Source organism: Rhodococcus sp. 06-1474-1B (genome assembly GCF_002258885.1).
Lineage (GTDB): Bacteria > Actinomycetota > Actinomycetes > Mycobacteriales > Mycobacteriaceae > Rhodococcoides > Rhodococcoides fascians.
This window is the reverse complement of record NZ_NOYR01000013.1, coordinates 12,622-38,572: the sequence shown is the minus strand read 5'-3', so window position 1 is coordinate 38,572 and position 25,951 is coordinate 12,622. Positions and strand designations below refer to the sequence as shown.

Below are 25,951 nucleotides of genomic sequence, written 5' to 3'. Positions count from 1 at the left end.
CTGACCTGTACCCGAAGGAATTCATGATTCGTATTGCGTCCGTACCCTCCTCTCACGTGTACGTACAGCACGTGCAGCCGGTGCCCGACGGCTCCGGCAACTCGGTGGTGCTGTTGCCCGATCCGACGCCGGTTCGCGTCGATGTGCCGGGCCAGTGGTGGCCGCCTCGTCTCCTCGACGCCGGGTGGTTGGCCGAGCAACCCGATTCGAGCTTCGACGTTCTGCACGTGCACTTCGGCTTCGAGTCCTTCTCACCGGAAGACTTGACCCGCACGGTCGAGTACCTGAGGGCCCATCGCAAGCCCCTGGTGCTCACGGTCCACGACGCGCACAATCCCCACTTCGCGGACAACACCGGTCATCTGGAGCAGCTGGACGTGTTGATACGTGGTGCCGATGCCGTGATCACCCTCACCGAGGGAGCAGCTGCGTGGATAGCCGATCGGTGGAACGTGCATGCGACGGTGATCGAGCACCCACACGTGGTGCCTCTCGAGAGAATGAACGTCCCACGCCCGGTGTCGGACTCGTTCGTCATCGGAGTCCACGCCAAGAACCTGCGAGCGAACATCGACCCGCTTGCGGTGATGGACGCCGTTGTCGAGGCGGCTCGATCGCTACCGGCTGCGACGGTGCGGTTGGACATCGACGAGGACGTGTTCGACACGGCCGGCCACTGGTACGACCCGACCATCGGCGCGAAGTTGCTGGACTACAACAGTTTCCCCGACGTCGATGTGCGGGTGCACGCCCGATTCGACGACGAGCAACTGTGGGACTACCTGTCCTCCATCGACGTCTCGGTGCTGCCGTATCGGTTCGGAACACATTCGGGTTGGCTCGAGGCCTGTCGGGATCTGGGAACGGCCGTCGTCGCGTCCGATTGCGGCTTCTATGCCGACCAAGCGCCGATTCACAGTTTCGTCATGAACACCGACTCGTTCGATCCCGCCACGTTGGTGGCAGCCGTACAGGCGGCCCACGCCGATCGGACCACAGCGCTCGACGCCGCAACCCGGGCCGAGCAGAGACAACGAATCGCAGCGACCCACGCTGGGATCTACGCAGCAGTGACAAAGGAGATGCGTTGAACGAGAAGCCACTTCGCATCGCGGTGCTGGCGTCATCGAGTTTTCCGGTGGCACAGCCTTTCGCGGGCGGTCTGGAGGCACACGTCTACAATCTGGTGCGGGCGCTGACCGACCGTGGGCACCACGTCAGTCTGTTCGCCGCAGACGGATCGAGCGTCGATCTGGATGCCACGATGTTGCCGGTCCGAACGCTGGATCTGACACCGATTGCCCTCGCCGATCTCGCGGTCACCCCCACTGCGGTTCGCGAGCACCACGCATACCTCGCCGTGATGATGGAACTGGCCGGTGCGCTGTCGAACTCGTTCGACATCGTGCACAACCACAGCCTGCACTACCTGCCGTTGGCTATGTCCGCCACACTGCCGGTGCCGATGGTGACCACTCTGCACACGCCGCCGTTCGCGTGGCTGGAGTCGGCTGTTGCCCTGGCTCCGTTCGGTGCCAACACTTTTGCTGCTGTCAGTGCGTTCGCAGCCGAACAATGGGCCGACGTCGCGTCCGGGACGATCGTCATCCGGAACGGGATCTCGCTGCAGGACTGGCCGTTCGGTGCGGGCGGCGACTACGTGGTGTGGTCCGGACGGTTGGTTCCCGAGAAGGGATTGCACCTGGCCATCGCCGCCGCTAAGCTCGCCGGCCGGTCGCTACGCATCGCCGGACCAATCAGCAACCTCGAATACTTCCACGGTGTCGTCGAACCCCTGCTCGACGATCGAGTCCGATACGTCGGGCACCTCGATCAGCCGGCCCTCGCCGCGCTGGTGGCCGGTGCCGAGGTCGCGCTGGTGTCGCCGGTGTGGTCCGAGCCGTACGGTCTGGTGGTCGCCGAAGCCCTGGCCTGCGGTACCCCGGTGGCAGCATTCGCCCGCGGAGGGATACCCGAGATCATCGACGCCTCGTCCGGAGTGTTGGTACCCGCCGACGACGTGGCCGGGCTCGCCGCCGCCATTCCCGCCGCGGCAGCGTTGAACAGGCACGACGCGCGGGCGCGCGCCGAGCAGGTGTGTTCGGTGGACCGGATGGTCGACGAGTACGAGGAGCTGTACCGATCGACCCTCGAGTCCGCATCGGCACCGGAGTCCGCCCACGGTCTCGCGATTGCATGATCGGCTACTACGCACACCACCACGGGGTAGGCCACGTCACTCGGTCCGACGCGATTGCGCGCCGCCTGGGTGAGCCGATCACGGTGCTGTCCTCGCGGGCGCGGCCTCCGGAACATGCTGCAGCGGAATGGATCGCACTCCCGCTGGATGTGAACGACACCGTGGGCGAGGCAGCCGCCGACGACATCTCGGCGGGGGGAGTGGTGCACTGGGCACCCCACGACGTCGACGGGCTGACCGCACGGATGGCGATCATCGCCGACTGGGTTGCGCGTGAGCGACCGCGGGCAGTGGTTGTCGATGTGTCCGTGGAAGTGGCGATGTTTCTGCGGCTGATGGGTGTCCGGGTGATCGTCATGGCGATTCCGGGACACCGGGCCGATCCCGTCCACGCGATGGCCTACCGCGCGGCGACGCACATTCTCGCACCGTGGTCACGCAGTGTGTACGACCCGGCCTGGTTGCATCCGTACGCCGCCAAGACGACGTACTCGGGCTCGATCAGCCGGTTCGCCGGACGCGCACGAACGGAGGCACCGAACACTGCGGCCACCGAAGGCCCGGTTGTCGTCCTGGGTGCAGCGGGCGGCACCTCGTTGACCCGTGAACTGGTGGATTCGTGGTCCGCCGCGGACGACCGGTTCGACTTCCGCACACTCGGAGTGGCGGGCGGCGACTGGGTGGACGACGTGTGGCCGGTGCTGTGCTCAGCGGCCCTCGTGGTGACCAACGCCGGGCAGAACGCCGTGGCCGACGTCGCCGCGTCGGGCACACCGGCCATCGTGGTTCCGCAAGCCCGGCCGTTCGACGAGCAGGCTGCCACCGCGCACGCACTGGCGGCCGGATCCATCGCCGCGGTGCTCGACGAGTGGCCCTCGGTCGATCGGTGGCGACGCGCTGCCGACTGCGCCCTGGGCATCGGCGGACGGACATGGTCGCTGCTCGGTACCGACGGCGCACCCGATCGGGCGGCTCGCGCGATCGAGCAGGCTGCGTCCGGGACGGCTCGACGATGAAAGTGGTTGTCGTGACCGTGGTCTCGGGTCGTCACGATCATCTCGCCGCGCAGATTCGCGGGTTGGCCGAGTCCACCGACCGGCCCGTCGAGCACATCGTGGTCGCCATGGGCGATGACGACATTGCAGAAGTGGTCGCCCGAACCGGCTCTGCGGCAACGGTTCTCGACATGGATGCGCAGACCCCGCTGCCGGTGGCGCGAGCGCGTAACCTCGGGGCAGCCGCTGCCCTCGATCGGGGTGCCGAGCTGGTGGTGTTCCTCGACGTGGATTGCATACCCGCCCCGGAGATGCTCGACAGGTATCGCCGCGCCGCGCTGCGCCCCGACAGTCGGCGAACTCTGTTGTGCGGACCGGTGACCTACCTGAAACCCGACAGCGTCGGGCTCGAAGGTGACGCTCTGATCCCGCTCACCGCGCCGCATCCGGCTCGACCGAATCCGCCCGCGGGCGCAGTGGAACCCGGACACGATTTCGATCTGTTCTGGTCGTTGTCCTTCGCCGTGCACGCCGACACGTGGAGCGAGATCGGCGGCTTCTGCGAGGACTACACCGGGTACGGGGGCGAGGACACGGATTTCGCGGCCACGGCCCGCGCGTCGGGCATCGGGTTGCGGTGGGTGGGCGGCGCTCACGCGTACCACCAGTTCCACCCCGTGTCCGATCCTCCGGTGGAACATCTCGACGACATCGTCGTCAACGCTCGGATTTTCTTCCGCCGGTGGGGCCGGTGGCCGATGGTCGGATGGCTCGAAGCGTTCGCGTCCCGCGGCCTGCTCGAATGCGGCGGCACCGAGATTCGTCGTCTCACCGCCGCTGTTCACGACACCGACGACGGTGTGAATTAGGCTGGCCGGACTTTCACGAAACGAGGTCCAGACGTGCCCGAACCATCCAGGCCCCTGCGTTCGCTCGGATTTCTGACCATCGGGCTCTTCGACGAGAACACACCCGAGGTCGGCCACGAATCGACGCTGCGCATCATCGAACTCGGGGAGCGGCTGGGATTCGACAGTGCGTGGCTTCGTCATCGTCACCTGCAGTTCGGTATCTCGTCTCCCATCGCGGTCATGGCCGCCGCGTCGCAACGTACCGACCGCATCATGCTCGGTACTGCGGTGACGCCGTTGGGTTGGGAGAACCCGTTGCGTCTCGCCGAGGACCTGGCCACGGTGGATGTGCTGTCCGGTGGGCGCGTCAACGCGGGAATCAGTGTGGGACAACCGATGCACTTCGATCGCGTCGCACACTCGTTGTATCCCGACACCGCCGAGGACGAGGACTTCGGCTACGACCGAGTCTCGCGGCTGCTTCGGTTCGTAGCCGGTGAACCTGCGTCCACGTGGTCGGGGACCGAGGGAATCGAAGCGTATTCCGAACGGGTACAACCGTATTCGCGTGGTCTACGGGACCGAATGTGGTACGGCGGGGCCAGTCTCCGTTCTGCCCAGTGGGCAGGGGAGAACGCGATGAATCTTCTGGTGAGCAGTGTGGTGCGCGCCGAGGACTCGACGGATTTCGATGCGATCCAGCGCGCGCACATCGCGCGGTTCCGCGAGGCTCACCCGGCCGGGGCCGACGCGCGGGTTTCCCAGGGGCTGGTGGTCATCCCCACCGACAGTGCTTCCGCCGCGCAGAAGCGCAAGTACGAGGACTACGTTCACGCGCGTACTGCACGGACCGGAGCACCGCAGGGGCCGGCTCGGATGATGTTCGCACCGGACCTCGTGGGTACCTCGGACGAGATCGCGGAGCAGTTGTACGCCAATCGATCTTTTCGCGAGGTCGACGAGGTGGCGTTCGCGCTGCCGTTCAGCTTCGACCACGAGGACTACCTGCAGATCCTGACCGACACGGCGCAGAAGCTCGGTCCGGCACTGGGGTGGACTCCAGCACAGAACTGACCCGGACTTCCGCCGAGGGCGATCGGCCCGATCGGCCGATCGCCCCGGTGGAACAGAGGTACCGGTGTACTACTGGCCCGTGATGGGCGAGTTGTAGGCACACGGGATCGACTTCGCGGGGAAGCCCTTCGGATCCAGTGCGTTCTTGACGATGCCGATCGCGCGCGGTGAGACGGAGATCGACAGGTGGTCCGACAGATCGATGCCGCAGCCATCCTGCAGGGTGACGTTGTTGACGGTGGCACCGGGGCCTGCGGTGAGGAACGTCGTCTTGTACGGGGTGACGACCTCGTCGTACTTGGTGCCGATCACGGTGTACTTGATGCCGGGGTCGGTGTCACCGCCGACGGCCAGTCCCTTGACGAGTGGCGAGTCGATCACCTGGTCCGAGGCTGCCGGCCCGGCGATGGCACCGACGACTCCCAGGACGTTGAGTCCCAGGTTGTTGATGGTGCGCCCCAGAGTTCCGATGCCGACGAGGGTGGTGCCGTGATTCGATCCGGCGACGCTGACGACCGTGTTCACTTTGTTCTTGGTCGGGTCGGTCGGATTGGCACCGCCCTCGAAACGGAGGTACTGACGGGTGACGAGCCCACCCTGGGAGTGGCCGACGATGTCGACCTGCGCAGAGCCCGTGGCCGTCCGCACAGCGTCGACGTAGGTGGCGATCTCCTTCGCGTTGGACGCGACCGATGCGGTACCGCGAAGCGACGGGAGATTGCCGACGACGCTGGTGTCCCCGTCTCCGTAGTTGAGCGCGAAGATGCAGTAGCCCTCCTTCTTCAGGGCAGGCGACATGCGCGCGAAGTTGTTGTACGCGTTCTCCCAGGTGCCGTGCAGGAGGACGACCGGGCGGGGGTGCGCGGCGGTGGGCTTGCAGTTCCAATCGTTGGCACCTTGGGGTGCGCCGTTGGGGTTGACGATGCTGTAGAGGAATCCGGCCAGGAAGTTCTTCTGATCGGGCCCGTATCCGGTGGTCTCGGTCCGTGGGTCGTACGTCGCGGTGGCGGGGGCAGCCGAATCGATGCTCGGTGCCGTGATGCCCTGATCCGAGGCCTTCGGGTATGCGCCGGTCGGCCCCGGCGGAACAACGGTGTTGCCCTGCACGGTTGCGGGCGGTGCCGGTACCGGGACGGGTGCCGGCTGAGCCTGTGCTGCGAAACCGGAACCGAGGGCAACGGAGCATGCCATTGCAGCAATCATCGCAGCGCGGACTGTGGTGGCCTTCCTCGTTGCACGGAAGGTGGACCGAGAAGTGGTCATGGAGCCTGACTTTCGACGAGGGTCAAGTGGACAAGTCGGAACTGTAGGCCCGGATTTCTGCCCGGAACGTGCGCCGCATCACGTTTGGAAACCGCCCGCATGTGACCGTTCATTCGTGATGGGGCGTCACAAATGACGACGAACCGGACGCTAATGCGGATTTGTTGCCGGGTTCACGGTCCAAAACAATCCCCAGGTTTTATTTGTGCACTATGGTTCGAGTGTCTTCACCCCGGCCGACGGTTCGGCCGGGGAAGGACGGTTCGATACCGAGGCAGGGGCGTTGTGGGCAGACATCGGCCGCCTGAAGGACATGACCTGACGCGGGTTTCGAGTACGAGGGGTGGGATTCGGTGACTGCAACAGACAGTGTGGACACGGCGCAGGAGGAGTACGCAGGTGGTCGACGTGCATCGGACCGCTTGCGGACGCCCCGAGAGACTGCCGCGCGAATGCTGAACCGGTATTTCGTCGATCCGGAGGACGTACCGCCGCCGCGCGACTGTGCACGGGGCGAGCTCGACGACATGGCGACCACCTGCAGCGAACTGGCTGCAGGGGTCCTCGATTCCGGTCGACTACCGGTCGCGGGGGCAATGGACACCTTCCGGGACGCCGCAACGCGGTGGGCCCGCGACGGAGTGCCACTCGGCCGAATTCAACACGCGATCAACGAGGGCTGCGCGCTGGGTCTACGGGCTGTCGAGTCAGCGGTGAACCGGGAGGCAGGCGCGGCGGGTGATGACCGGACGATCCTGATCATGGAGCTTCTGGACGTGGTCACCGAGGCGGTGTCCGACGCTTATCTCACCGAGTTCCGCACGTTGGCGCAGAACGGTCCACGGCACGACGTCGAACTGCTCGACGCTCTGCTGACCGGCGACGGCACTGCCCGCAGAATCGCCGATCGGATGGGTGCGCTGCTCGCCGAGGAGTATCACGTCGTGGCCCTGCACTTTCCGGCGCATGCCGACGAAGGGGGTAGGCGCGGCGATGCGGCGATGATGGCCGCACGGAAGCTGCGGAGAATTCACGCGGCCCTGGCAGCGCACAACGGAGACATCGCCCCCATTGCATCCATCAGTGCGACGGGTGGAACGGTACTGCTGCCCGACGTTCCGGGTGCCGACGTCGACGAACTGGTCGAGCGGCTTGCCGACGCCGGCCAGATCGCAGTGACGGCGACGACCGGGTCGGCAGCGATCGACGACATCTCGGTGACGGCGCCGCACCTGTACGAGCTCCTGAGTCTGGTCCGCAGGCTGCACTACACGCCGGGCACGTACCGCATCTCGGATCTGGTGTTCGAGTACCAGGTGAGCAGGCCCGGACTCGGCCGAAAGCACCTCGTGACCTTGATCGATCCGCTCCGTGACTCGGTCGACCTTCTTCCGACGCTGCAAGCCTTCGTGGACTCTGATTCCAACAGGAAGAAGACAGCCACGTGGCTGACGGTGCATCCCAACACCGTCGACTACCGCCTCAAGCGGGTGGATCAACTCACCGGTCTCGATCCGATGAAACCGTCGGGGTTGCGGCGACTGCACGCAGCACTGATCGCCGATCGCCTCGAGGCACGCCGAACCCCGGTGGACGAGCGATCACTGTGACCGTCTCGGACGGCGCGGTGCTGGCAGCGTCCGCGGCGCTCGAGTCGGTGGATTCGGTGGCGGCGCTGTTTCAGCCGGTCGTCGAACTGTCGACCGGACATGTCGTCGGCTACGAGGCTCTCGCTCGGTGGCCGTCGCCGAGCAGCGCACTTCCCGAGGACGTCTTTGCTCTGGCCCGTGAACGGGGACTCGTCGGCCGAGTGGATGTGGCCTGCCGCGCGGCAGCCCTGCGCGCGGCGAGGGAACGTGCCTACTCCCGCAGGGTGCGGTTCTTCCTCAACATCGAACCGGGTTGCTTCCATGACGAGCAGGACGTCGACATGCACCTCGACGCCATCGGCGACGATCTCGACGTGGTCCTCGAGATCACCGAGCGTGATCTGGATCGGAACGTTCCGTTGCTGATGGCCCTCGTCCGCGGCGCGCGCGCACGCGGGATGGGGGTGGCCATGGACGACGTCGGAGCGACACCGGCAACTCTGGATCTACTGGCGCTGGTGGCACCGGACATCGTCAAGCTCGACGCGTCGATCGTGCGAGCTCCGCTGCGATCCCGACCGGCGATGCGACAGATTCGCGCCTACGTTCGTTCGAGCAACGCGATCGTGCTGGCGGAAGGCATCGAGACGCGTCGGCATCTGCGACGTGCGAAAGCGCTCGGTGCCAGCTTGGGGCAGGGATGGATGTTCGGGCGGCCGTTGCCGCTGCCGAATCCGACAGGAGGCCTGTGACAGAGAAGAACCCCGCACCCGAGTCGTGAAGGCTGGGTGCGGGGTTCTGCTGCATCGATGGATCAGTTCGTGAACTTGTCCTTGATGTTGCCGGCTGCGTCCGAGACGTCGTCGCCGACCTGCTTGGTCTTGCCCGACGCCTGGTCCTTTGCGCCTTCGGCAGCAAGGTCGTCGTTGTCGGTCTTGTGGCCGATCTTTTCCTTGGCTTCGCCCACGAGCTCTTCTGCCTTGTGCTTTGCCTTGTCGATGAAATCAGCCATGTGAACTCCTCGAGATCGATTGTGCTGCTCGTGCATGGGAGCTATACCCGAGATCGCGGTCGGTAATCATCGGACTGCCGGCCGTGTTGCCGGCACGGGATGCGGGTACGTGCCGTTCATGACTGCACAGACGAACGACCCACATTCGCATGAGACGCCGGCACCGGAGCGCCGCCGCCCCGACGGAGTGGACGACGATACCGTGGCAGCCACGGGCAAACTGTCCGAGGCACTCGAATACGTCGAGCGCGCTCGCGGCCACCTGTACTCGTTCCATCAGCTGATGGGACACGCGGATCTGCTGCTCGGGGAGGCCTCCGACGCGTTGTCGGACGCCGGGCACGACGCGTTGGCACAGCGACTCGAGACCGACATGATCGGCCGCAACATCGCTCAGGGGCGGTGGACGTTCCAGCTCGTCGAGGAGTTCGACGACGGGTATTGGACGGTACTTCGTGATCACGAGCGGGCGGTCCGGAACGAGCTGCTCGACGGACGTCGGCACGTCTTCGAGGCCGAGATGAAAGAACAGCGACGAACGCACGGTCGCAGCGGCCACGAGGCGCGTCCGACGGAGTGATCTGGCTCTGTCACAACGAAAAGCACCGGTCTCGCCGTGATCGGCGAGACCGGTGCTTCGGGTAGAAATGTTTGTCAGCCGGCTTGCTTCGCAGCGTCGACTTCGCTGGTCGCGCTTGCGGTGGAGAGCTGACCACCGGAGTTCTCCAGGTGCGCGCGGACGAACCAGTGGAACAGTTCGAGCTGGGCGCTCTGGCCGATGAGCATGTCCTCGGTGATCGGATCGATCTCGCCGACCTCTTCGATGTTCTTACGGGTGGTCTCGATGACCCCGGTGTACACCAGATCGAGAGCGCCGAGGTGCTCGATCGCCGTCGCCCGGCCGATCGAGTAATCGTCCCAGGAACGTTCCTTGACGATGGTGCCCGGCGTTCCCTTCGCAGAGGAGCCGAGGGTCGCGATGCGCTCGGCGACCTCGTCGGCGAAGCCGCGCACGGCCTCGACCTGAGGATCGAGCATTTCGTGGACAGAGATGAAGTTCGGTCCGACCACATTCCAGTGAATGTGCTTGAGCGTGAGATGGAGGTCGTTGTAGGCGTTCAGGCGATCCTGCAGGATCGCTGCGACGCGCGCGCCCACGTCCGACGAGAGTCCGGGAACGGTGTACGAGTTCTTGTCAGCCATGACGACGGTTTGCCCCATCACGGCGAAGTACAAACATGCCCCGCCGGATCGATTCCGGCGGGGCATGTGTCGTGCGGAACTACTTGTCGAGTCGAGGCGAATCGGTACCCGACGTACCCGTCGACGAGGTGCCGGCGGTGGAGGTTCCGTCCGTCGGATCGACGATCGGACTGTCGGCTGCGGCCCTGTCGACCGCGTCGGCGCTGTCTTCCTCCGGGGGATTCTTCAGGCTCAGGATGATCGAGCCTGCCAGGACCACGACGATGACCACCAGGCTGACGAAGGACGGGATCTCGGGGATCGACGTGCTGATCACCTTGTGCCCGGCCTGCAGGATCAGCTTGACGCCGATGAAGGCGAGGATGATCGCCAGTCCCTTGGACAGGTAGTGGAACTTCTCGAGCAACCCTGCGAGCAGGAAGTACAGGGCACGCAGGCCGAGGATCGCGAACGCGTTCGAGGAATACACGATGAACGGGTCGTCGGTCACTGCCAGAACGGCAGGAACACTGTCGACCGCGAAGACCAGGTCGGCGGCCTCGATCGCCACCACGACGGCGAGCAGTGGCGTGGCCACCCGCTTGCCTGCTTCCTTGACGAAGAACTTGGTACCGGAGTACTCGTCCTGAACGGGGACGATCTTCTTGAGCAAGCGCACTGCAATGGAGGTGCCGGGGTCGTACGAGTCGTCCTCGTCCTTCATCAGCTTGTACGCGCTGTAGAGCAGGATGGCGGCGAAGACGAACAGAACCGCGGCGAACTTGCTGACGATGGCCACACCGGCGGCCAGGAAGATGGCACGGAAGACCAGGGCGCCGATGACACCGAAGAACAACACGCGGTGCTGGTACTCACGGGGGACCTTGAAGTAGCCGAAGATCAGCGCGAAGACGAAGAGGTTGTCGACCGACAGACTCTTCTCCAGCAACCATGCCGTCGTGTACTCGACTCCGGCCGTTGTTCCCAGCGTGAAGAACACCACGATGCCGAAGATGATGGCGACGCCTACCCACAGCGCGCTCCACCACGCGGCCTCCTTGAAGCCGATGATGTGCGCGCCGCGGTGCGCCAGCAGGTCGATGGCCAGCAGGATCAGGACGACGGCACCGAATGCGGCCCACGCCCACCATGGGACGACGTTCATGAACGTCCACCCTTACCGGTGAACTTCGTGCCCAATTGCTTCAACTTCGCCTGATTCTCGGGCTTGGTTGCATATCGGCGCGCTCGGTCGATCATCTGTTTGCCCTGAGGGCTGCGAGCGAACGCGGTCAACTTCTGTGTCAACGACGACATCTGTCCTGCTCCTTACGTTCTCGTTCGATCGGTATGTGGGGCGGTTCGACCGCAACTACTCCAGTCTGACTGTTTGCTTTACTGCAGGCAGGGTTGTTTTGCGGACATGTTTCAGCAGACTTTCTTGCCGACTTCCGGCAATCTCGGCCTCAGGTGCGATTCAGGAGTGCAGGCCGGATCGCGGCCAGTCGAGCAACATCGCGCCGAGTACTGCCGTGTGCAGCGCAAATGCCTCGACGGGATTGCCCACATCTTGCCCGGTCAAATCTCTTATTCGCGACAATCTGTACGTGACCGCGCGCACTGACAGATGCATCCGGCGTGCGGTGGACGCCGAGTTCGCGCCGGTCTCGAAGTACACCTGCAATGTTTCCAGCAGTGGGCCTGCTCCGCCCCGAGCGCTCGTCAACGGGGTCAGCAACGTCTCGACCAGATCGGCGATCGCGGCGCGATCACTGATCAGAACGCGATAGACGAGCAGATCACGGGCGTCGACGACGGGTGTGTCGAGCCCCAGCGACGACGCGAGGTCGAGCGCGTCCAGAGCGTCTCGGTACGACGCCGCCACGCCGACTGCGCCGCTGCGTGGGCGACCGACTCCGAGCTGTATCCGTCCGTATTCGCCGCGACGGCGCAGGTCGACCGTATCGCTCGGGCCGGCTGCAGACGCACCGAGGACTCGTCCCACACGGGTGAGCACGTGGTCGACGGCCTCGCGATCGGGTGCCGGAAACACCACGATCAGCCGACCCTGCTTGGTGGCGACGAGGAGATCGGCGTCCCCTTTGCTGCCCTGCACGCTGCGTTCGACCAGCCCGATGGCCGACGTCGCGTCGGTGAACGGAGTTGTGGACGTGACCACGGCGACTGCGTGCGGACTCGACAGATCCAGCCCGAACGTCTGCGCACGTCCCAGGACACCGGCGACATCGGCCGTTCCGGAGAGCAGATCGTCCACGAACTCGCGGCGTGCCAATACCTCCACGCGAACCAGGGTCCGCCGGGCGAGCTGAAAGCCTTCGGCGAGTTCGGCCGCGGCGTCGTCGACGGCTCGAAGCATGACCTCGCCCGCGGTGACGACCCCAGCCGGGTCTGCTGCGGCGGCCTGCACGGCGGGCAACTCGCGCCACAATCGCCACGCCGCCGACAGGTAGAGGTCGAGCAACGCGCGCAGAGCCACACCCGCTCGGGCTGCTTCGTCGCCGTGTACGCGGCACTCCCGAAGTTGCTTGCGGGTGAGCGGAACACCTGCGTCCACCGCATCGGTCACGACGTCGAGAAAGTTCCCCAGGAACGCGACGTCCAGGCCGCCTGCGTCCGAGGCCGCTTGCGCGGCCACCGCGTCGAGCGGTGTCGCGTCCGGCTGTGTGGCCATGTGTTCGAGGGTCTCCCATCCGAGTCGAGGTCAATGGTAGGCGGCGCTCACACCGACACCGGCTCGACAACGAGCTCGTGGACCGCGCGGCGTGTTCGGTGTGCGACCGGGTGGCTCGGGGAGCAGAATCACCGAAATCGCCTCGCGTCGGCTGCTGTACCGCCCGCGGCACGGTTCGGTCCGCACCGTTCGTCTTCACGTTGGGAGTCTCGACCATGACATCGTCGAACGGACCCGCATCGGGTCTGCGCTCGCAGTTGTTCCGCAAGAAACCGATCGCAGAGCCGGACCAGCAGCCCGGTGGTCTGGAACGCACCATCGGGACGTTCCAACTGACGATGTTCGGAGTGGGAGCGACCATCGGCACCGGCATCTTCTTCGTGCTCTCGCTCGCCGTTCCCGAAGCCGGTCCAGCCGTGGTCCTGTCGTTCCTGGCCGCCGGAATTGCCGCCGGGCTCGCCGCTATCTGTTACGCCGAAATGGCCTCGGCGGTGCCGGTCTCGGGATCGACGTACTCCTACGCATACGTGACGATGGGGGAGGTGGTCGCGATGCGTGTTGCGGCCTGCCTGCTGCTGGAGTACGGGGTGTCGAGTGCCGCGGTCGCGGTCGGCTGGAGCGGATACCTCAACGAACTTCTCGGTAACCTCTTCGGCTTCACCATCCCGCACGCGTTGTCCGCGGCACCGGGTGACGCCGATCCGGGAATCCTGAACTTGCCCGCCGTCGTGCTGATCGTTCTGTGCGCCGTGTTGCTCATTCGCGGTGCGAGCGAGTCCGCAGCGGTGAACGCAGTCATGGTCGTCATCAAGCTGGGCGTGCTCGCGCTGTTCGCCGTCGTCGGATTCACCGCCTTCGATTCCGGCAACTTCTCGGACTTCATGCCGCTCGGAGCGGCAGGTGTCACCGCGGCGGCCGGCACCATCTTCTTCTCGTTCATCGGTCTCGACGCCGTCTCGACAGCCGGGGACGAGGTGAAGAATCCACAGAAAACCATGCCGCGAGCCATCATTGCCGCACTCGTCGTGGTGATCGTCTTCTACCTCGTCGTTGCGGTCGCGGCGTTGGGCACACAGCCGTGGACAGCATTCGCCGGGCAGGAAGAAGCCGGGTTGGCCGAGATTCTCCGAAATGTGACCGGACGGGCATGGCCGGCCACGATTCTGGCGGCGGGCGCGGTGATCTCGATCTTCTCGGTGACTCTGGTGACGATGTACGGGCAGACGCGCATTCTGTTCGCCATGGGCCGAGACGGGATGCTGCCCAAGGCGTTCGCGAAGGTCAGTCCCCGGACTCACACCCCCGTCAACAACACGATCGTCGTCGCGGTGATCATCTCGATCCTCGCCGCGTTCGTTCCGCTGGACAAGTTGGCCGATCTGGTGTCGATCGGAACGCTCGTCGCGTTCATCGTCGTGGCGATCGGCGTGATCGTCCTGCGCCGGACGATGCCCGACCTCGAGCGTCCGTTCAAGGTGCCGGGCTACCCGGTGACACCGATCCTGTCCATCGCCGCGTGCATCTACATCCTGTCCGGCTTGCGGTGGACCACGTGGTTCTGGTTCGGGCTCTGGCTCGCCGTGGTTCTCGCGTTCTACTTCCTGTGGGGTCGGCATCATTCGGCGCTTCGATCGGTCGGAAAGGTCGCGGAATGAGCGTGCTGATCGCCTTCGCGCCCGGCAAGGGGAGTGTCGGTGCCCTCGATCTCGGTGCGCAACTGGCCCGATCCCTGACCACGAACATCGACGTGGCAACCGTGGTTCCCAAGCCGTGGTCGACGCCGTCGATGGCCCGGGTCGACGCCGAGTTCGCGGACTGGGCAGCGTCGACGGCCACCGAGTCGGAGGCGAAGGCCCGCCACTACTTGGAGGAACGCGCACCCGATGTCGCGGCGTCGTTCCATCGGATGTCGCACCGCTCGGTATCCACCGCATTGACCGAGGCCGCGGAGACCACCGGGGCGTCGATCCTGGTTCTGGGTTCCTCGGGCGACGGTGCTCTCGGGCAAGTCGTCGTCGGTTCCACCGCGGACAAGTTGCTCCATTCCTCGCCGGTCACCGTCGCGTTGGCCCCGCGCGGCTACCGCATTCGAGATCGGGCCGTCCTGACGCGGATCACGTGCGCGTTCTCGGGCGACAGCGAGGCCACCCGCGTCGTCGGGCCCACAGCGGAGTTGGCCCGCGACACCGGTGTGCCACTTCGCTTGGCCTCGTTCGTCGTTCGCGGGGCAACGATGTATCCGCCCGAGATCGGGTTGCGAGCCGAGGACGACGTAGCGGCCGAGCTCGCCCGTGGACTGAGCGAGGCGCTGACCGCTGCGGTGGACGACGCTGTCGCGGTGGGGTTACCGGCCGACCGCGTCGACACCGAGTTGGCCACCGCGGGCAGTTGGCGAGAAGCACTCGACGAACTGCACTGGCAGGACGGCGAAGTGCTGACCATCGGATCGTCCGGGCCGTTGGGTCCGATTGCTCGGGTGTTCCTCGGTTCACGGGCAACGAAGATCATCCGCCACTCGCCCGTACCGATTCTGGTGTTGCCGCGCCGGTGAGTGCCCGCTACCGGTTCAGCGCCAGCACCGACAGCAACTCGTACGCGACATGGGCCGCCGCGATGCCGGTGATCTCGGCGTGGTCGTATGCGGGTGCGACTTCCACGATGTCGGCACCGACCACGTTGAGCCCCACGAGACCGCGCAGCGTGTTGAGCAACTCGCGCGAGGTCATCCCGCCGGCCTCGGGTGTGCCGGTGCCCGGAGCATGCGCGGGATCGAGAACGTCGATGTCGACCGAGACGTAGACCGGGCCACCGTCGAGGCGACGACGCATCCGCTCGACGATGCTGGCCACGCCGTCGACCTCGTAGTCGTCGGAGCGAATCACCTGGAAGCCGAGAACCCGGTCGTCCTCGAGGTCCTGCTCACTGTAGAGAGGGCCGCGGATACCGATGTGCTGGGAGCGTTCGAGGTCGATGAGCCCTTCCTCGCTGGCTCGTCGGAACGGCGTCCCGTGTGTGTACGGCGCACCGAAATACGTATCCCAGGTATCGAGGTGGGCGTCGAAGTGCAACACCGCAATCGGCCCGTGATCACGCGCGAGCGAACGCAGGATCGGGAGCGCGATGGTGTGGTCGCCGCCGAGAGTCAGCACCGAAGAGCCGTCGGCACGCAGGTCCGTCACGGCATCGTGCACGGTCTGCAGCGCTTCGGTGATGTCGAACGGATTGACCCCGATGTCGCCGAAGTCGGCTACCTGTTGGCGTGCGAACGGCGAGACCTGCAGGGCGGGGTTGTACGGCCGCAACAGTTTCGACGCCGCACGAATGTGGCCGGGTCCGAAGCGCGCACCCGGCCGGTAGCTCACCCCCGAATCGAACGGCACGCCGAGAATCGTCACGTCTGCCCGCGACACCTCGTCGAGCCGGGGGAGTCGCGCGAATGTCGTCGGTTCGGCGTAACGGGGGACCTTGGTGGCGTCGAGCGGGCCGACCGGGGTGTGTTCCGGGTTGTTCGCATTCATCGAGATGTCCCTCCGCAGTCGAGCGCCCGGCCGTCGAAAGGTCGACCATGTCGCTCGGCAAGCGTTACTCTGATGCTCGGTCTTGTCAACACAAGTTTCCTGAAAGGCGAAAAGGGTGTCTTCAGCCGCACAGGTCGACGTCGATGCGCCACGGATCGGTGCGCGCCTGAAGGAGGCGCGCCTGAAGAAGCGGCTGACGCTCGACGCGCTCGCCTACACCTGCGGGGTCACCAAGGGGTATCTGTCCAAGCTCGAGCGCGATCAGGTGAACGCATCGGTCGCATCCCTGGTTAGAGTGTGCGCCGCGCTCGACGTACCGGTCGGCTCGCTGTTCGACGACGCACCCGTCGGCGAAGTGGTACGCGCACAGTCGTTGCCGCGCATCATGTTCGGCGGAGAACGGATGACCGAATATCTGCTGACGCCGGTAGGGGAGCGTCGCGTCCAGGTGTTGTTGGGGCATATAGAACACGGCGGCGGAAGTGGGTCCGAGGCGTACACGCTGCCGCTCGACGTGAGCTTCGTGTACGTGATCGACGGCGAGCTACGGGTGATCTTCGACGCCGATCCCGGCGCGGACTTCGGCGGGGACGACATCTCTCTCGGCGCGGGGGACGCCTTCACGTTCTCGCCGCGCCGTCGGCACAGTTTCCGCAGCGACAGCAGCAGTGGGGCGCGAGTGTTGTGGGTACTGGCACCGGCACTGCCCGAAGAACTACCGATCGGAAAGCCGGGGATGCATCGGTGACGAACACCGTCTCGCTCTATCAGGGGCCGGAGGACTCCGGCGATGTCGAGGCCAACCTGACGGCACTCGATGCTGCGGCTGCGGCTGCCGCGGCGGCAGGTGCATCGATCCTGGTCACTCCGGAGATGTCGGTCAGCGGTTACGACATCGGTGAACTCGTCGTCGACCGTGCCGAACCGTTCGACGGGCCGATCTTCGGGAGGGTCGCACAGATCGCCCGTGCTCACGGCGTCGCGATCGTGTACGGATATCCAGAACGCAGCGGCGAGTCGGTGTACAACGCCGTTCAGGTCGTCGACGCGACCGGTACGTCACTGGCGCGGTACCGCAAGACGCACCTGTTCGGTGAGCTCGATCGTGCCCACTTCACCCCAGGCCAGGAGTTGGTGGTGCAGTTCGACTTCGGAGATCTGCGCTGCGGTCTGCTCACCTGTTACGACGTCGAATTTCCGGAGACCGTCCGCGCGCACGCCGACGCGGGTACGCAATGGTTGATCGTCCCGACCGGTCTGATGTCGCCGTTCGAGATCATCGCAAGCCACGTGGTTCCCACGAGGGCCTACGAGAGTCAGGTGTTCGTCACCTACGTCAACCGCTGCGGCACCGAGTCGACTCTGACCTATTGCGGCCTGACGTGCGCCGTTGCTCCCGATGGCACCGACATCGCCAGAGCCGGTGTGCACGAGCAACTGTTGACGGTGCACTTGGACCCCGCCGACCTCGACAGGTCCCGAGCGATCAACACCCACCTTTCCGACCGACGTCCGGATCTGTATCGGACGGCACCTCGTCCCGCAGGGACCGCAGGCCCGGTACGAGCCGAGCAGGAGAACGACAGATGACCACACCCGTCACCCCGGACAGCGCGATAGAGCCCGAGGACGAACAACCGCTCACCATGTTCGGGCCGGACTTTCCGTTCGCCTACGACGACTACCTCGCCCACCCGGCCGGCCTGGGTAGCGTTCCCGACGCCGCACTCGGTACCCGAGTCGCGGTGGTCGGCGGCGGACTCGCAGGAATGGTCGTGGCCCGCGAGTTGCTTCGGCTCGGCCTGGAACCGGTTGTCTACGAATCGGATCGAATCGGCGGCCGCATGCGATCGGTGCCGTTCGAGGGGCATCCGGGTGTGGTCGCCGAGATGGGCGCGATGCGGTTTCCGCCGTCCTCGACCGCGTTGTTCCACTACCTCGACTCCGTCGGGCTAGAGACGACGCCGTTCCCGAACCCGTTGGCCGAGGCGACCCCCAGTACGGTGATCGATCTGAAGGGCACCAGCCACTACGCCCGCAAGCTCGAGGATCTCCCGCCGATCTTCGCCGAGGTCGCCGAGGCATGGAACAGAACGCTCGAGGAGCACGCCGAACTGATTCCGTTGCAGCGGGCCATCCGCCGGCGGGACGCGGCCGAGATCAAGCGCATCTGGAACGAACTGATCGTGAAATTCGACGATCAGACCTTCTACGGATTTCTTGCTGCGTCCGAGCATTTCTCGTCGTTTCGCATGCGAGAGTTGTTCGGCCAGGTCGGTTTCGGAACAGGAGGTTGGGACACCGACTATCCCAACTCCATTCTCGAAATCCTTCGTGTCGTCATCACCGCAGCCGACGATCACCACCGCGGCATAGTCGGCGGGTCACAGCAGCTGCCGATGCGGTTGTGGACCGACACACCCGCGGACCTGGCGCACTGGCCGGCGGGTACGTCGGTCTCCTCGGTGAACGGCGGCACCACGATGCCGCGCGTCACCGAGATCAGGCGCACCGGGGGCGGCACCACGATCCACGACGACCGAGGAAACATCCGTACGTACGCGGCCGCGGTCGTGACCGCGCAGAGTTGGATGTTGCTCAGCAACATCAGGTGCGACGACGATCTGTTCCCGATCGACCACTGGACCGCCATCGAACGTACCCACTACATGGGGTCGACGAAGGTGTTCGCACTCGTCGATCGGCCGTTCTGGAAAGACAAGGACCCGGTGACCGGGCGTGACCTGGTCAGCATGACGCTGACCGACCGAATGAGCCGCGGCACATACCTTCTCGATCAGGGCGAAGGAAAGCCGGGGCTGATCTGCCTGTCCTACACCTGGTCCGACGACTCGCTCAAACTGCTGGCTCTCGATCCCACCGAACGCATGAACATCATGTTGCGATCCCTCGAGGAGATCTACCCGGGCGTCGACTTTCGCAGCCACATCATCTCGACTCCGGTGACGCTGTCCTGGGAGACCGAGCGCGACTTCATGGGTGCGTTCAAGGCCAACCTGCCGGGGCACTACCGCTATCAGGAAAGACTGTTCACCCACTTCGTGCAGGACGAACTCGAACCCCGACACCGCGGCATCTTCCTTGCCGGCGACGACATCTCGTGGACCGCCGGTTGGGCGGAGGGCGCGATTCACACAGCACTGAACGCGGTGTGGGGCGTCGTACATCACCTGGGTGGCACCTCGGCACCGGACAACCCGGGCCCGGGGGACGTCTTCGACACCATCGCGCCGCTTCGACTGGGCGACTAACGCTTCGCTGCAGCCGATCGAGGTGGGCGCTCGTCGAACACGAACAGTGCCAGCGCAACGATCAGCATGACGGCCACCACCCAGATCGCGCGCAGAGCGAACAGCTCCACCGACACCGCGCCGAGTACAGCGCCGCCGAGAAATCCGGCGATGACCGTGCCGAACCGCCGAGCCCTGATCCCCGCCTCCCGATCGTGCTCGACCACACGATGAAACGCCGCCATGGCCATGGTGCGGAGGTTGCCGGTCGTCATCGTCGTGTTGAACGGCGAATCCACCAACACCCGAAAGGTCGTCACCTGCACGCCCGCGACATGCGCGAGGATGACCGACACCACCGCATCGGGAACCGTTGCCGGCAGAAACCCGACGATCACCAGAACCAGGATCTCGTAGCAGAGCACAGCCCGCACCGGCCTGCGCACGATCCTCTCGATCGCAGGCAACGCGATGAACTCCGCCGTCATGACACCCAGAACGAACGCCGTCAACGGCGGCAGGAACACCAGCGCCTCCACCCAACGCCCGCCCGCCACGTCCACGCCGAGCAGCACCACGTTGCCGGTCTGGGCACCGGCGAACACACCGCCGCGAGTGACGTAGGTGTACGCATCCAGAAATCCGCCCACTGCCGCCAGCAGCACTCCGAGCCGAACCGACTTCGCGGTGGCGACGGAAATCTGGGGTTCAGGACGAGGGGTGGTCATCGCGAAATCCTGACACAGAGGGGTGCTCTCATGCCGCCAGAAGGGAGAGCAACAATTCCGCACGCACCCGCGCCGACGTGAGATCCACCCCCAGCAATTCCTCGCATCGTGTGATGCGGTTGCGCAAGGTGTGACGATGCACCGACAGGTGGGCAGCGGCGGTTTCCCAGTGCCCGTTGGCTTCCAGGAACGCTCGAAGCGAACCCACCAGATCCGCGGTGTGAGTGCGGTCGTACTCGGCCAGTACGGCGATGGTGACGGCAGCCATGGCACGCAACGATTCCCGAACCGGTTCCGACGCCAGCAGCATCGACCCGGTGAAGTGGACGACCCGATCACCGGGACCGGCCGCCGCGCACGCGAGCCGCGCTTGTCTCAGCGCGGTGGGGGCCTCGGTGATGTGCATGTCGGTGCCGACCCCCGCACACACCGAACGGGGAAGAGAATTCATCAGCTGCGCAACGAAATTCGCGTCGCCGCCGGGTAGCAGCATCTCGGCGCCGTCGTCGGTGGACCTGACGAACGTCGGCCGTGCGTGGGCGCGGAACTGAGCATCGACGGCATCGGCGATGGAACCCGTCCGCCCCGTCGCGCCGCGGAGAACCACCACGGTGATGCGTGAGTCGTCGTCGGCCGCATCGGCGAGATAGCTCGGTACGTGCGTGTCACCGGGGGACAGGAGATGCCCGTCGAGGAGAAGTCCGAGCGCGCGCGAGTTGAGGGCCGTCTGCTCGGCGCGCAGCCGCGCAGGCTTTTCCAGTTCGAGGGTTATCAGCGACACCGCATGCCCGAGCAATATCTGCTCGACTCCCGTCACGGGCCCCTTTGTGCGAATCGCGAGAAAGCTCGGCGCACTGGCGGTGATCGGTACCGAGTGCAGGCTCACGGTGCGGCCGGGCTCGCTCACCGACACCGTCGCGGGTGACGACGACGGACGGATACTGGCGGCGATCTCGCGGGCCTGCGCGATCAGATCCGCCGCGTCGACCGGATGAAACGACTCGGTGCGATGTCCGATGAGCGCGACGGAGGTGGACGTGGCGACCGCCAATTCGCGCACGATCGCGTCGACGCCGCCGTGCAGTGCGGCGCGGGTGATGCGGCTCTGCACCGACGCCGCCCGCAGGACTTCCTCGTACTCCTGCTCGGCGATGCGCGTGGTGACCGCCCGAATGACCGCGGCGAAAGGAGTGTCGTAGGGAACCTCGACGACGGGTAGCCCGACCTCGTCTGCCGCGTCGAGAAGTTCTCGTGGAATCACGCTGTGCGAGAGACCGGTTCCGAATCCGAGGCAGGCAACCCCTGCCGTTCGGAGGGTGCGGACGTACTGCGCGAGTGCGGGGCCGCCGGAGTCGAAGCCGAGACCTGTCGTGAGGATCAGCTCGCCGCCGGACAACCACGGACTCGGATCTGTGAGCTCGGTCGCCTGCGCGAAGGTGATGGCGGCACCGCTGCGTTCGGGCCCGCCGCGATGACTCAGCCGGAGGTCGTGTTGTCTCAACAACCAGGAAATCTGCACACTCACCTGTCGCACTGTAATCGTGCCTGACGAAATGGCGTGTGCTTCTGCACCTGAATGTACGTATCGGCAGTCTCCGGTCGACCCTCGCGGTCGCATACTTGCTGCACAGAGACCAACCCGAAAGGTGCGACCATGGCTTCGATCGAATACCGACTTCCGCAGGAGCGCAGGATCGTCACCGCGTTCCCCGGCCCGAAATCGTCGGCTCTGGCCGAGCGCCGCAAGGCCGTCGTCGGTGCAGGCGTCGCATCGACGCTGCCGGTGTACGTGGCCGACGCGGACGGCGGCGTCGTGGTCGACGTCGACGGCAATTCGTTGATCGACCTCGGTGCCGGTATCGCCGTGACGACCGTCGGTGCGTCGAATCCGGCTGTCGTTGCCGCCGTGCAGGATCAGGTCGCTCACTTCACGCACACCTGCTTCATGATCGCGCCCTACGAGGGATACATCGCGGTCGCCGAGAAGTTGGCCGAACTCACGCCGGGAGATCACGACAAGCGCACCGTCCTGTTCAACAGTGGTGCCGAGGCCGTCGAGAACGCAGTCAAGATCGCCCGGCACGCCACCGGCCGCTCGGCCGTGGTCGTGTTCGACCACGCGTATCACGGCCGCACGAACCTGACGATGGCTCTGACATCGAAGTCGATGCCGTACAAGAGTGGATTCGGGCCGTTCGCTCCCGAGGTCTATCGAGTTCCGATGTCGTACCCGTTCCGTGAAGGACTCGGTGCCGACGGATCGGCCGTCACCGGTGCACAGGCCGCCGCCCGTGCGATCTCCATGATCGAAAAGCAGGTCGGCGCAGACAATCTCGCGGCCATCCTGATCGAGCCGATCCAGGGTGAGGGCGGCTTCGTCGTGCCGGCGGACGGCTTCCTGCCTGCGCTGACCGAGTGGGCGCGCAAGCACGATGTCGTGTTCATCGCCGACGAGGTGCAGTCCGGATTCACCCGCACCGGTGCCTGGTTCGCCAGCGAGCACGAGGGCATCGTGCCGGACCTGATCACCATGGCCAAGGGCATCGCGGGCGGTATGCCGCTCGCCGCGGTGACGGGCCGGGCAGATCTGATCGACGCCGTGCATCCCGGTGGGCTCGGCGGCACCTACGGAGGCAATCCCGTCGCATGCGCCGCTGCGCTGGCATCGATCGAACAGATGGAGACCCTCGACCTCAACGCCCGCGCTCGCGACATCGAACGCATCGTCGTCGATCGGCTCACGGCGTTGATGCCGGAGGTGGGAATCATGGGTGAGGTTCGAGGCCGTGGGGCCATGCTCGCCGTCGAGCTCGTCGTACCGGGTGGGCGTGAGCCGAACCCCGAGGCCACCAAAGCCGTTGCCGCGGCGGCACTCGCGGCAGGCGTGATCGTGTTGACGTGCGGAACCTACGGCAACGTCATCCGCTTGCTTCCGCCGCTGGTGATCTCCGACGAGTTGCTCGACGACGCACTCACGGTCCTCGAGAACGCACTGCGCGACGCTTCGAAGGGACTCTGACATGGCCGTCGAGCAGCTGTTGTCCTCGCTGCCCACCGACCTGTGGCTCGGTGGAAAGCAGACCCCCGCGCAGTCGGGCGCGCGATTCGCCGTCCTGAATCCCGCCACCGGTGAGGAACTGACCACCGTCGCCGACGCAGGCGCAGCCGACGGCATCGTGGCCCTCGATCTCGCTGCCGCGGCGCAACCGGAGTGGGCGGCAACGCCTGCACGGGAGCGAGCCGAAATTCTGCGGCGCGCCTTCGTCCTGTTGCAGGAACGTGCAGCCGATTTCGCTCTGCTGATGACCCTGGAAATGGGAAAGTCGTTGGCGGAGAGTCGCGGTGAAGTCAACTACGGCGGTGAATTCCTGCGCTGGTTCAGCGAGGAAGCGGTTCGGATCGGCGGCCGGTACACCCCTGCGCCCGCCGGTAACGGCCGCATCCTTGTCACCAAGATGCCGGTCGGCCCGGTACTCGCGATCACTCCGTGGAACTTCCCCCTGGCCATGGGAACTCGCAAGATCGGTCCCGCGCTCGCAGCGGGTTGCACCGTCATCGTCAAGCCGGCCGAGGACACCCCACTGACGATGCTCCTGCTCGGCCAGGTGTTCGCCGACGCCGGATTGCCCAGCGGTGTGCTGTCGGTGCTCCCGGCCTCGGACGCTGCATCCGTCACCGGTCCGCTGATGGACGACCCCAGACTGAGGAAGGTCACCTTCACCGGATCGACCGGAGTGGGAAAGCTGCTGGTGCGCAATGCAGCCGACCGACTGCTCCGGACATCGATGGAGCTCGGTGGCAATGCGCCGTTCATCGTCTTCGAAGACGCGAACATCGATGCCGCCGTCGACGGAGCGATGCTGGCCAAGATGCGCAACGGCGGTGAGGCGTGCACTGCAGCAAACCGTCTGTACGTGGCCGAGCCCGTTCGCGAGGAATTCACCGAGAAGCTGACCGCAAGAATCGCAGCACTGACGGTCGGCCCCGGTGATCGCGACGGTACCGACATCGGACCACTCATCAACGACAAGCAGCGACGGACGGTGTCGGCACTCGTCGACGACGCCGTTGCCAAGGGTGCCCGCATCCGCACCGGCGGATCGGTGCCCGACGGTCCCGGGTTCTTCTTCACGCCCACTGTGCTCGACCGCATCCCGGCCGACGCAAACCTTTTGCGCGACGAGATCTTCGGGCCGGTTGCCGCCATCGTCGGATTCGAGACCGAGGACGAGGCCGTCGCCGCGGCCAACGACACCCGATACGGATTGGTGGCCTATTTCTACACCGAGAGCCTCGATCGGGCTCTGCGGGTCTCGGCTGCTCTCGACACCGGCATGGTGGGGGTCAACCGGGGTGCCATCTCCGACGCCGCGGCCCCCTTCGGCGGTGTGAAGGAGTCGGGCTTCGGACGAGAGGGCGGCTCGGAAGGGATCGAGGAATACCTCGAGACCAAGTACATTGCGCTGCAGTAGACGGGCGCCGCAGTAGATCGCAGCGGTGCGCTCCACTCCTGAGCCCAGCGCGGTACATGCGCTGCCGGGTGGAGCGCACCGGGCGTGCGGTCCCTATTCTCGGGCGGCCGCAATTCGCTTCTCGGCCAGTCGGTCCGCGGCTGCTCCGAGCAGGATCCCTTCGCTGCGTGCCATGGTGAATATGCCGGCGACGGTAGTACGGATCTGTCCGATCGTTGCCATCACCTCGGCCGAATTTCGTCCGCGCAGTTCACCTTCCACCTGAATCAAGCCGCCGGCGTTGGCCACGTAGTCCGGTACCCAGACGATGCCCCGGGCGGCCAGCAGCGATTCGACGTCGGGCGTGAGCAGTTGATTGTTCGCGGCACCGCACACGATGGACGCCGACAGCCGGTCCACCGAGGACGCGTCGAGCGTTGCTCCCATGGCGCACGGGGCGTACACGTCGATGTCGGCTCCGATGATGTCGGTTCCGATCGTGACGCCGGGGAAGTCCTGGGCGATCCGTTCGAGGGCGGGTTCGTAGGAGTCGCTCACGAGCACGTCGGCACCCGCTCCGCGCAGGAGCGCCACCAGGTTGTAACCCACTTTGCCTGCGCCTTCGACACCTACTCGTCTGCCGGTCAGATCGTCGGAGCCCCAGGTCGATTCGGCTGCTGCCAGCAGGGAGAGATAGACCCCCAGGGCCGTCTGTGGACCGCTGTCGCCGGTGCCGCCCGCGGTGGTGTTCTTACCGACGACGTAGGCCGTTTCTTCGGCGACGATATCGAGGTCGTCGCTGTTGGTGCCGACGTCGCCTGCCGTGACGTACGTGCCGCCGAGCGATTCGACGAACCGGCCGTAGGCCTCGAGCAATGTCGGGGTCTTGATGACGGTCGGGTCGCCGATGATGACTGCCTTCCCGCCGCCCAGATCGACCCCTGCGACAGCCGCCTTGTAAGTCATCCCGCGGGAGAGTCTCAATACGTCGGTCACGGCGTCCTGCTCGGTTGCGTAGGGGTAGAAGCGAGTTCCGCCGAGTGCCGGTCCCAGCACGGTCGAGTGAATCGCGACGATCGCGCGCAGACCGGTGTCTCGATCGTGGCAGAACACCACGCGCTCGTGCGCGGAGTCGGATGGCATGT

General features: G+C 65.6%; 25 protein-coding genes. 15 read left to right on the top strand and 10 right to left on the bottom strand.

Annotation, left to right across the window (positions count from 1 at the left end; all coding sequences use genetic code 11):
* Positions 1-56 precede the first annotated feature (56 nt).
* From CH266_RS03405 to CH266_RS03385, 5 genes are read left to right on the top strand one after another with little or no spacing between them, the layout of a single operon-like run.
* A complete protein-coding gene (locus CH266_RS03405) occupies positions 57-1,091 on the top strand; it encodes a glycosyltransferase family 1 protein (protein WP_255175826.1) in 1,035 nt (344 codons plus the stop codon).
* Positions 1,088-2,200 carry a glycosyltransferase gene (locus tag CH266_RS03400; protein WP_032366263.1) on the top strand — a complete coding sequence of 371 codons (1,113 nt, stop codon included), beginning with the start codon at positions 1,088-1,090 and terminating at the stop codon, positions 2,198-2,200. Before CH266_RS03405 ends, CH266_RS03400 begins: the two co-directional genes overlap by 4 nt.
* Positions 2,197-3,216, top strand: a complete 1,020-nt coding sequence (locus CH266_RS03395; RefSeq protein ID WP_094714714.1) for a glycosyltransferase — start codon at positions 2,197-2,199, stop codon at positions 3,214-3,216. Before CH266_RS03400 ends, CH266_RS03395 begins: the two co-directional genes overlap by 4 nt.
* Positions 3,213-4,064, top strand: coding sequence for a glycosyltransferase family 2 protein (locus tag CH266_RS03390; protein WP_141214478.1), 852 nt, complete (start codon positions 3,213-3,215; stop codon positions 4,062-4,064). Before CH266_RS03395 ends, CH266_RS03390 begins: the two co-directional genes overlap by 4 nt.
* A 33-nt stretch (positions 4,065-4,097) precedes the next feature.
* On the top strand, positions 4,098-5,120 hold the full coding sequence (locus tag CH266_RS03385) for an LLM class flavin-dependent oxidoreductase (RefSeq protein ID WP_094714713.1): 1,023 nt from the start codon (positions 4,098-4,100) through the stop codon (positions 5,118-5,120).
* Positions 5,121-5,189: 69 nt separating this feature from the next.
* Here CH266_RS03385 and CH266_RS03380 read toward each other — a convergent pair whose 3' ends face one another.
* Positions 5,190-6,383: an esterase/lipase family protein gene (locus tag CH266_RS03380; protein ID WP_094714712.1), complete on the bottom strand. Its 1,194-nt coding sequence runs from the start codon at positions 6,381-6,383 to the stop codon at positions 5,190-5,192.
* A gap of 353 nt (positions 6,384-6,736) precedes the next feature.
* Here CH266_RS03380 and CH266_RS03375 point away from each other — a divergent pair, with 353 nt between their 5' ends.
* Positions 6,737-7,993 (top strand): PucR family transcriptional regulator, encoded by a 1,257-nt coding sequence (locus CH266_RS03375; protein ID WP_141214477.1) that lies wholly within the window; start codon positions 6,737-6,739, stop codon positions 7,991-7,993.
* Positions 7,990-8,724, top strand: coding sequence for an EAL domain-containing protein (locus tag CH266_RS03370; RefSeq protein WP_255175825.1), 735 nt, complete (start codon positions 7,990-7,992; stop codon positions 8,722-8,724). The genes CH266_RS03375 and CH266_RS03370 overlap by 4 nt, the downstream gene beginning before the upstream one ends.
* Before the next feature lie 62 nt (positions 8,725-8,786).
* Here CH266_RS03370 and CH266_RS03365 read toward each other — a convergent pair whose 3' ends face one another.
* A complete protein-coding gene (locus CH266_RS03365) occupies positions 8,787-8,984 on the bottom strand; it encodes a CsbD family protein (protein ID WP_027496220.1) in 198 nt (65 codons plus the stop codon).
* 118 nt (positions 8,985-9,102) lie between these two features.
* Here CH266_RS03365 and CH266_RS03360 point away from each other — a divergent pair, with 118 nt between their 5' ends.
* Positions 9,103-9,564 carry a hypothetical protein gene (locus tag CH266_RS03360; protein WP_094714726.1) on the top strand — a complete coding sequence of 154 codons (462 nt, stop codon included), beginning with the start codon at positions 9,103-9,105 and terminating at the stop codon, positions 9,562-9,564.
* Between the two features lie 74 nt (positions 9,565-9,638).
* Here CH266_RS03360 and CH266_RS03355 read toward each other — a convergent pair whose 3' ends face one another.
* The 4 genes from CH266_RS03355 to CH266_RS03345 form a co-directional block, all read right to left on the bottom strand.
* A complete protein-coding gene (locus tag CH266_RS03355; RefSeq protein WP_027496222.1) occupies positions 9,639-10,187 on the bottom strand; it encodes a Dps family protein in 549 nt (182 codons plus the stop codon).
* 79 nt (positions 10,188-10,266) lie between these two features.
* A complete protein-coding gene (locus CH266_RS03350) occupies positions 10,267-11,331 on the bottom strand; it encodes a TerC family protein (RefSeq protein WP_032371100.1) in 1,065 nt (354 codons plus the stop codon).
* On the bottom strand, positions 11,328-11,483 hold the full coding sequence (locus CH266_RS25290) for a hypothetical protein (RefSeq protein WP_167326732.1): 156 nt from the start codon (positions 11,481-11,483) through the stop codon (positions 11,328-11,330). Before CH266_RS25290 ends, CH266_RS03350 begins: the two co-directional genes overlap by 4 nt.
* A 160-nt stretch (positions 11,484-11,643) precedes the next feature.
* Positions 11,644-12,858 (bottom strand): PucR family transcriptional regulator, encoded by a 1,215-nt coding sequence (locus CH266_RS03345; protein ID WP_032366258.1) that lies wholly within the window; start codon positions 12,856-12,858, stop codon positions 11,644-11,646.
* Positions 12,859-13,073: 215 nt separating this feature from the next.
* On the opposite strand from CH266_RS03345, the gene CH266_RS03340 reads away from it, so the two are divergent.
* Together CH266_RS03340 and CH266_RS03335 are read left to right on the top strand one after the other, a co-directional pair.
* Complete coding sequence (locus CH266_RS03340; protein ID WP_094714725.1) at positions 13,074-14,513, top strand: amino acid permease; 1,440 nt, start codon at positions 13,074-13,076, stop codon at positions 14,511-14,513.
* A complete protein-coding gene (locus CH266_RS03335; protein ID WP_027496226.1) occupies positions 14,510-15,409 on the top strand; it encodes a universal stress protein in 900 nt (299 codons plus the stop codon). Before CH266_RS03340 ends, CH266_RS03335 begins: the two co-directional genes overlap by 4 nt.
* A 7-nt stretch (positions 15,410-15,416) precedes the next feature.
* On the opposite strand, the gene speB is transcribed toward CH266_RS03335, so the two are convergent.
* On the bottom strand, positions 15,417-16,376 hold the full coding sequence (gene speB, locus CH266_RS03330) for an agmatinase (RefSeq protein ID WP_027496227.1): 960 nt from the start codon (positions 16,374-16,376) through the stop codon (positions 15,417-15,419).
* Between the two features lie 115 nt (positions 16,377-16,491).
* On the opposite strand from speB, the gene CH266_RS03325 reads away from it, so the two are divergent.
* The 3 genes from CH266_RS03325 to CH266_RS03315 are packed head-to-tail and all read left to right on the top strand — an operon-like array spanning position 16,492 to position 19,648.
* Positions 16,492-17,124: a helix-turn-helix domain-containing protein gene (locus CH266_RS03325; RefSeq protein ID WP_032383518.1), complete on the top strand. Its 633-nt coding sequence runs from the start codon at positions 16,492-16,494 to the stop codon at positions 17,122-17,124.
* A complete protein-coding gene (locus tag CH266_RS03320; RefSeq protein ID WP_032383519.1) occupies positions 17,121-17,966 on the top strand; it encodes a carbon-nitrogen hydrolase family protein in 846 nt (281 codons plus the stop codon). The genes CH266_RS03325 and CH266_RS03320 overlap by 4 nt, the downstream gene beginning before the upstream one ends.
* Entirely contained in the window at positions 17,963-19,648 is a 1,686-nt protein-coding gene (locus tag CH266_RS03315) for a flavin monoamine oxidase family protein (RefSeq protein ID WP_094714710.1), read from the top strand. Before CH266_RS03320 ends, CH266_RS03315 begins: the two co-directional genes overlap by 4 nt.
* Here CH266_RS03315 and CH266_RS03310 read toward each other — a convergent pair.
* Positions 19,645-20,355, bottom strand: coding sequence for a YoaK family protein (locus tag CH266_RS03310; protein WP_032366254.1), 711 nt, complete (start codon positions 20,353-20,355; stop codon positions 19,645-19,647). The genes CH266_RS03315 and CH266_RS03310 overlap by 4 nt on opposite strands.
* A 28-nt stretch (positions 20,356-20,383) precedes the next feature.
* Entirely contained in the window at positions 20,384-21,880 is a 1,497-nt protein-coding gene (locus tag CH266_RS03305) for a PucR family transcriptional regulator (RefSeq protein WP_094714709.1), read from the bottom strand.
* Positions 21,881-22,009: 129 nt separating this feature from the next.
* Between CH266_RS03305 and gabT the strand changes: the two genes are divergently transcribed.
* Complete coding sequence (gene gabT, locus CH266_RS03300) at positions 22,010-23,374, top strand: 4-aminobutyrate--2-oxoglutarate transaminase (protein ID WP_032371094.1); 1,365 nt, start codon at positions 22,010-22,012, stop codon at positions 23,372-23,374.
* A 1-nt stretch (position 23,375) separates the two neighbouring features.
* Positions 23,376-24,827 (top strand): NAD-dependent succinate-semialdehyde dehydrogenase, encoded by a 1,452-nt coding sequence (locus CH266_RS03295; RefSeq protein ID WP_094714708.1) that lies wholly within the window; start codon positions 23,376-23,378, stop codon positions 24,825-24,827.
* A gap of 93 nt (positions 24,828-24,920) precedes the next feature.
* Here CH266_RS03295 and CH266_RS03290 read toward each other — a convergent pair whose 3' ends face one another.
* Complete coding sequence (locus CH266_RS03290) at positions 24,921-25,949, bottom strand: Glu/Leu/Phe/Val family dehydrogenase (protein WP_094714724.1); 1,029 nt, start codon at positions 25,947-25,949, stop codon at positions 24,921-24,923.
* Positions 25,950-25,951: the final 2 nt, after the last annotated feature.

Coding starts and splice junctions, on each gene's coding strand:
- CH266_RS03395 (WP_094714714.1), top strand. CDS start 2,197: ATGATCGGCTACTACGCACACCACCACGGGGTAGGCCACGTCACTCGG.
- CH266_RS03390 (WP_141214478.1), top strand. CDS start 3,213: ATGAAAGTGGTTGTCGTGACCGTGGTCTCGGGTCGTCACGATCATCTC.
- CH266_RS03380 (WP_094714712.1), bottom strand. CDS start 6,383: ATGACCACTTCTCGGTCCACCTTCCGTGCAACGAGGAAGGCCACCACA.
- CH266_RS03365 (WP_027496220.1), bottom strand. CDS start 8,984: ATGGCTGATTTCATCGACAAGGCAAAGCACAAGGCAGAAGAGCTCGTG.
- CH266_RS03360 (WP_094714726.1), top strand. CDS start 9,103: ATGACTGCACAGACGAACGACCCACATTCGCATGAGACGCCGGCACCG.
- CH266_RS03355 (WP_027496222.1), bottom strand. CDS start 10,187: ATGGCTGACAAGAACTCGTACACCGTTCCCGGACTCTCGTCGGACGTG.
- CH266_RS03350 (WP_032371100.1), bottom strand. CDS start 11,331: ATGAACGTCGTCCCATGGTGGGCGTGGGCCGCATTCGGTGCCGTCGTC.
- CH266_RS25290 (WP_167326732.1), bottom strand. CDS start 11,483: ATGTCGTCGTTGACACAGAAGTTGACCGCGTTCGCTCGCAGCCCTCAG.
- CH266_RS03345 (WP_032366258.1), bottom strand. CDS start 12,858: ATGGCCACACAGCCGGACGCGACACCGCTCGACGCGGTGGCCGCGCAA.
- CH266_RS03340 (WP_094714725.1), top strand. CDS start 13,074: ATGACATCGTCGAACGGACCCGCATCGGGTCTGCGCTCGCAGTTGTTC.
- CH266_RS03335 (WP_027496226.1), top strand. CDS start 14,510: ATGAGCGTGCTGATCGCCTTCGCGCCCGGCAAGGGGAGTGTCGGTGCC.
- speB (WP_027496227.1), bottom strand. CDS start 16,376: ATGAATGCGAACAACCCGGAACACACCCCGGTCGGCCCGCTCGACGCC.
- CH266_RS03315 (WP_094714710.1), top strand. CDS start 17,963: ATGACCACACCCGTCACCCCGGACAGCGCGATAGAGCCCGAGGACGAA.
- CH266_RS03310 (WP_032366254.1), bottom strand. CDS start 20,355: ATGACCACCCCTCGTCCTGAACCCCAGATTTCCGTCGCCACCGCGAAG.
- gabT (WP_032371094.1), top strand. CDS start 22,010: ATGGCTTCGATCGAATACCGACTTCCGCAGGAGCGCAGGATCGTCACC.
- CH266_RS03295 (WP_094714708.1), top strand. CDS start 23,376: ATGGCCGTCGAGCAGCTGTTGTCCTCGCTGCCCACCGACCTGTGGCTC.
- CH266_RS03290 (WP_094714724.1), bottom strand. CDS start 25,949: ATGCCATCCGACTCCGCGCACGAGCGCGTGGTGTTCTGCCACGATCGA.